We start from the raw sequence: 4,854 nt of genomic DNA, 5'->3' as shown, positions 1-4,854 counted from the left end.
GAGCGACACGGAAGTTAGCTCTCGCGATGCGAGACGGGGCTAACGTGGGTCGCGAGTTATCCGTAGTCCGCGGAAGAGTTTGCGACGACGGCGGCGTTGGCTCGGCGCTCTCGGATTTCTCGCGGGGAGCGTTGCAGGCGAGGGTTGGTTCCGTCCCGCCGAGAAATGGCCCGCGAACTCTCGCGCTCTCGGTTTAGAACCCCCTTGCTTGTTAGCAACCTGGTTGCGTTCGCGTGGCGGAGGCAACCTATTGCGAACTGGCTGCTTCCTTACGGGGTCTCTGCTGAAGTCTTGCCCACATGCGTCGTTGTTTGCACCAGTCGAGCGTGGTGGCGATTGGGCGAACGTCGGTCTCCTTCACGAGATCGCGGCCGCTTCCAACTCGTGACAAGTGCAGGATCTGTTCCTGAAGGTCGGGGGCCAGGTTCAAGAGCGCCATGATCTGCGTCATCCGGGCAGTGGTGATGTGGCCGAAACGAGCCAGTTCCGACTGGTCCGCCACCACGCCGTCACAGATCAGCTTCTCGCAACGGATCGCGAGAGCCATCAGCCCGGGCGATGCGCGGGATCCAGCCGCCTGGCGTCACTTCTGCGGCGCCGTCGCGGAGTTGCTTCTGGCCGCAACGCCGACGGCTCACGTGAAATTCACGGGTGACGGTAACGCGCTCACGGACATGCTCGGCGTGGACGAGCACAACCGCTTGATGGAAGAACTGGGTCTGTAAGCCGAAACGCGGGCACGCCCCGCGTCGCTCGGTGGTGGTTCGCCGGACCTGATGATGGCAGCCGATCCATCGAACCGAATGCGAAGGAGGTGAAACATGGCTACGAGAATGTCCACCGCGAAGCAGGCCAAGTCGACGAAGGCAACGAAAAGCGTTCCCGCCCCGCAGCGCTCGACGAAGGCCAAGGTCGCCACGGCGAAATCCCCCAAAGCGCCGAAGGAGAAGCAGGTCAGTTGCATCGACGCCGCCGCGCAGATCGCTGACGCGATCATCATCGCGACGGTTGTGCGACGGTCTGCGATGGTGCGCGACGGTAACTTGGTCATGACTGGCCCCCTTTCAGCTCAATCCCGGCGTAGAACGGCAGGTCGCGAGCACCGCGGCGAAGCATGACCTTCGACAACGGTAAAGAATTCGCGGAGCGTCACCGATTGACCCGTGGGCTGGGATTCCAGGTTTACTTCGCCGAGCCATACGCCTCCTGGCAACGCGGCACGAACGAAAACACCAACGGACTGCTGCCGCAGTTCTTTGCCAAATGCACCGACCTCACGCGGATCAGTCACCGCCAGGCAGCCCGCGTGGAACAACTACTCAACGAACGCCCCCGTAAACGACTCGGCTACCGAACGCCCAGCGAAGTCCTCGCCTTCAAGCTCCGTCGCAATTGACTCTTGCATTCACCCTTTTGAATGAACCGAGGATGAACACATAGTAAATGACGCTCTCGCTGGAGTTGGCCGCCTCCTCGTCATGGCCGATTGCCATCAAATGCGGCAGGACAGATAACGCGCCCCCTGGATGTCCTGGGGACTGAGTAGCAGCAACTCTTGCAACAGATCCACGGCTTCGCCCGAATGTCCTATACCTTCGAGCGTTTGGCCAGGCGGAAGAGCGACCGCATGCAGGGCCGCGTGCGTCGCGCTGGCCATGCACGTACACTTCTTAAAAGTCCTCGTTTCGCTCGAAACTCGATTCGCTCTCGCGCCCACACACACGCTCCCTCACGCCGTTGCGGGAATTCGTTTTCGGCCGGAAAACGACTTCACGCAAGACGCAACTTCGTGGAAGCAATCATACCTAGCTGCCTTGAGACAAGCCCAAAAAGAGCATGCCCAATGGGGGAATCGACAGGTTCAGCGACTGCATCTTGCCGTGGCAAGGAATCGGAGTAGAGGCTACTTCACCAGAGTTCCCGTAACCGACGCCACCATAGGTTCGAGCGTCGCTGTTGAGCAGTTCCCGCCAATTGCCCGGGCTTGGCGCGCCGATAGGATAATTCGAGAGAGGAACGGGCGTGAAATTTGCTGCCACCAGTACGTCATTCTCGCCGGGAGCGCCGCAGCGCAAGAACGCGACGACCCCGCGTTCAGAGTCATTCGCTTCGAGCCAGCGAAAGCCGACCGGATCGCAATCCCCTGACGCCAACCCCGGTTCCGATTGATAGAGGCGATTCAGGTCGGTCACCCATTGTCGAATTCCGTCATGGTCCGGGGACTCGAGCAACTTCCAGTCAAGCACATCGTCGTGGTTCCACTCGCCGCGCTGACCGAATTCGCCGCCCATGAATAGCAGTTTCTTACCGGGTTGGGCGAACATGTATCCCAGCAGCAGTCGGAGGTTGGCGAACTTCTGCCAATCGTCTCCCGGCATCTTGGCGAGTAGCGAGCCTTTTCCATGCACGACTTCATCGTGCGACAAAGGGAGTACAAAATTCTCGGTAAACCCATAGACCGAGCGAAATGTCATTTCGCCATGATGGTGTTTGCGATGAACTTGATCGCGGCGAAAGTAGCTCAGCGTGTCGTGCATCCATCCCATGTCCCATTTGTACCCGAAGCCAAGTCCGCCGCCGTAGACTGGGCGCGACACCTTTGGCCAGGCCGTGGATTCTTCGGCAATCGTCATCACATCGGGAAAGCTCCGATACACTTGCTCGTTCAATTGCTTCAGAAACTCGATCGCTTCCAGATTCTCGCGACCGCCAAAGGAATTGGGGATCCATTGCCCTTCTTCCCGCGAGTAGTCCAGGTAGAGCATCGACGCCACGGCGTCAACGCGCAGCCCGTCGATATGGTACTTTTCCAGCCAAAACAACGCGTTGCTGAGCAAAAAGCTGCGGACCTCATTGCGCCCGTAGTTAAAGATGTAGGTTTTCCAGTCGGGATGAAAGCCCTGACGAGGATCGGCGTGCTCGAACAAATGAGTGCCGTCGAACTCGCCCAAGCCATGGGCGTCGGTGACAAAGTGCGAAGGAACCCAATCGAGAATCACGCCGATGTCGTGTTGATGCAGTTTGTCGATCAAGTACATCAAATCCTGTGGCGGACCGTAACGTCGCGTCGGCGCGAAGTAGGAGCTCGTTTGGTAGCCCCAGGAGCCGTAAAACGGATGCTCCATGATTGGCAGCAACTCGACATGCGTGAAGCCAAGCGACTTCACATGGTCGACCAATCGCTCTGCCACCGCACGATACGAGCACACGTCCTCACGACCATACGGCGCTAGCATCCAGGAGCCGAGATGCACTTCGTAGATCGAAATTGGCGAAGTCAGTTCGTGTCGCCGCCTGCGTGTGGCCATCCAGTCTTGATCGTTCCAACTGTAAGCAAGATCCACCAGCACCGAAGCTGTATCTGGTGGCGTTTCGGCAGCGAAGGCAAACGGATCCGCTTTGTCCAGGATTTGATCCGCCCTCGACAAGATGCGATACTTGTATCGTTGGCCCACGGTGACGTTTGGTACGAACGCCTCCCAAATCCCGGAACTTCCCGTCGGCGTCATCCGATGCGCTGTGGCATCCCAGCCGTTGAATTCGCCGGTGACGGCGACATCCTTGGCATTTGGAGCCCAGACGGCGAAACGGGCGCCGGGTTGGCCGTCGCTTTCGGTCCAATGTGAACCGAGCAATTCGTAGAGGCGCAGATGCGTGCCTTCGTTGAAGAAGTGCAAGTCCTGATCGCCAATTCGTGAATGGAACATGTCTTGCTCCTGAATGTCCACTGCTTCGGCGTCATCGCGCTTCGGCGCGAAGTGCGGAGGCAATTCGCTATTTTTCGACGCCGAGGATGCGCAGCATGCCCGCGATCGGAATCTTGACCCACGTCGGTCGATAGCTCAGTTCATAAGCCAGTTCGCACGTGGACTTCTCCAACAAAAAGACCTCCAGCAGCGTTCGCAATTCCTCGCGGTTTGTCGGAAGGAATAAGGCGCCCGCGGCGGTCCTCAAATAAGCCGACAAGAACCGGCTACTGACCCAGTTCGTCCAGAACGCCGCCCAGCACTGTAAGTTCGGCACATCGTCTTGTTGCGCGACGCCGAAAAAATGATTGAACAGTACAGATTGGCTGGCGTAATCGAACGAGCGGAGCATTCCGGCGACGTCGCGAAGGGGTGAACGCTTGATTTGCCGCTCGCTCACGCGTCGTGTGGGCTCGCCCTCGAAGTCGATGATCGCAAAATCCTTTCCGGTGAACAACACTTGCCCGAGGTGGTAGTCGCCGTGACAGCGAATCCGCGCGCCGCCGAACTTGCGGCCCACAATGGCGCGAAATCGGCCGAGCAACGGTTCTTCGGAACTGAGCAGCAGCTTGGCGTCGGCCACCATGTCCTCGGGAAGGTCTCGAAGGCGAGATCGCAATAATTGCAGGCTCTTACGGGCGGTGCCTCGCATGGCTTGATACAGCGAACGCTGGTAGTGCTCCGTGAACGGCTCAGGATCAAACTGGGGATTCCCGGCCGCTCCGGACAGTGCCAGGTGCATTTCGGCCGTACGCTGCCCCAGCAGCGCTGCGGAATCTAGGTAGGCGTTGCAGAACTCCAAGGCCAGTTGGGAAGTAGGCTCGTCACACGAGGCGACAAGGTCTCGTGCAGGAAACTCATTCGAAACAGGAAGGCAGTCGCGACGCGTGGTCATGACCCGATCGAAGAAGCGGTGTACATTGTCCAGGGCGTGCGTCCAGGCGTCAGCCTCGTTGCGTACGAATCCCTGAAGAATGGCGACGGTGGCGACATCCCCCGCCTCACCTCGATATTCCAGCGCACCCGCAATCGGAGGTGAATGCGCGAAGGCTGCGGTCTCGGTGAGGAATCGGCCCAACTCCAACTCCGGATTGACGCCGCCGTCCAG

5 protein-coding genes and 1 other RNA gene are annotated in these 4,854 nt (G+C 59.0%); 4 read left to right on the top strand and 2 right to left on the bottom strand.

The window, feature by feature from the left end; translation table 11 throughout:
- Window positions 1–437: 437 nt before the first annotated feature.
- The 4 genes from SGJ19_06230 (at window position 438) to SGJ19_06215 (ending at window position 1,396) form a co-directional block, all read left to right on the top strand.
- Complete coding sequence (locus SGJ19_06230) at window positions 438–725, top strand: hypothetical protein (protein ID MDZ4779829.1); 288 nt, start codon at window positions 438–440, stop codon at window positions 723–725.
- An RNA gene (locus SGJ19_06225) (hammerhead ribozyme type II) lies at window positions 725–792 on the top strand. Before SGJ19_06230 ends, SGJ19_06225 begins: the two co-directional genes overlap by 1 nt.
- 29 nt (window positions 793–821) lie before the next feature.
- Window positions 822–1,118, top strand: a complete 297-nt coding sequence (locus SGJ19_06220) for a hypothetical protein (GenBank protein ID MDZ4779828.1) — start codon at window positions 822–824, stop codon at window positions 1,116–1,118.
- Window positions 1,115–1,396 (top strand): IS30 family transposase, encoded by a 282-nt coding sequence (locus SGJ19_06215; protein ID MDZ4779827.1) that lies wholly within the window; start codon window positions 1,115–1,117, stop codon window positions 1,394–1,396. The genes SGJ19_06220 and SGJ19_06215 overlap by 4 nt, the downstream gene beginning before the upstream one ends.
- 409 nt (window positions 1,397–1,805) lie before the next feature.
- Here the strand turns inward: SGJ19_06215 and glgB are convergent, their stop codons facing one another.
- A complete protein-coding gene (gene glgB / locus SGJ19_06210) occupies window positions 1,806–3,707 on the bottom strand; it encodes a 1,4-alpha-glucan branching protein GlgB (GenBank protein ID MDZ4779826.1) in 1,902 nt (633 codons plus the stop codon).
- A 67-nt stretch (window positions 3,708–3,774) separates the two neighbouring features.
- Window positions 3,775–4,854, bottom strand: a 1,080-nt coding sequence (locus tag SGJ19_06205; GenBank protein MDZ4779825.1) for a phosphotransferase, incomplete at its 5' end; no start/stop codon positions are given.

Source organism: Planctomycetia bacterium, assembly GCA_034440135.1.
In the GTDB taxonomy this organism is placed as follows: Bacteria; Planctomycetota; Planctomycetia; order Pirellulales; family JALHLM01; genus JALHLM01.
Note: the sequence above shows the minus strand (reverse complement) of the source record. Positions and strands in the feature narration are given on the sequence as shown.

What these genes read in the sequence shown, in the direction of transcription:
- SGJ19_06215 (MDZ4779827.1), top strand. Translation starts at nt 1,115, where the DNA reads ATGACCTTCGACAACGGTAAAGAATTCGCGGAGCGTCACCGATTGACC.
- glgB (MDZ4779826.1), bottom strand. Translation starts at nt 3,707, where the DNA reads ATGTTCCATTCACGAATTGGCGATCAGGACTTGCACTTCTTCAACGAA.
- SGJ19_06230 (MDZ4779829.1), top strand. Translation starts at nt 438, where the DNA reads ATGATCTGCGTCATCCGGGCAGTGGTGATGTGGCCGAAACGAGCCAGT.
- SGJ19_06220 (MDZ4779828.1), top strand. Translation starts at nt 822, where the DNA reads ATGGCTACGAGAATGTCCACCGCGAAGCAGGCCAAGTCGACGAAGGCA.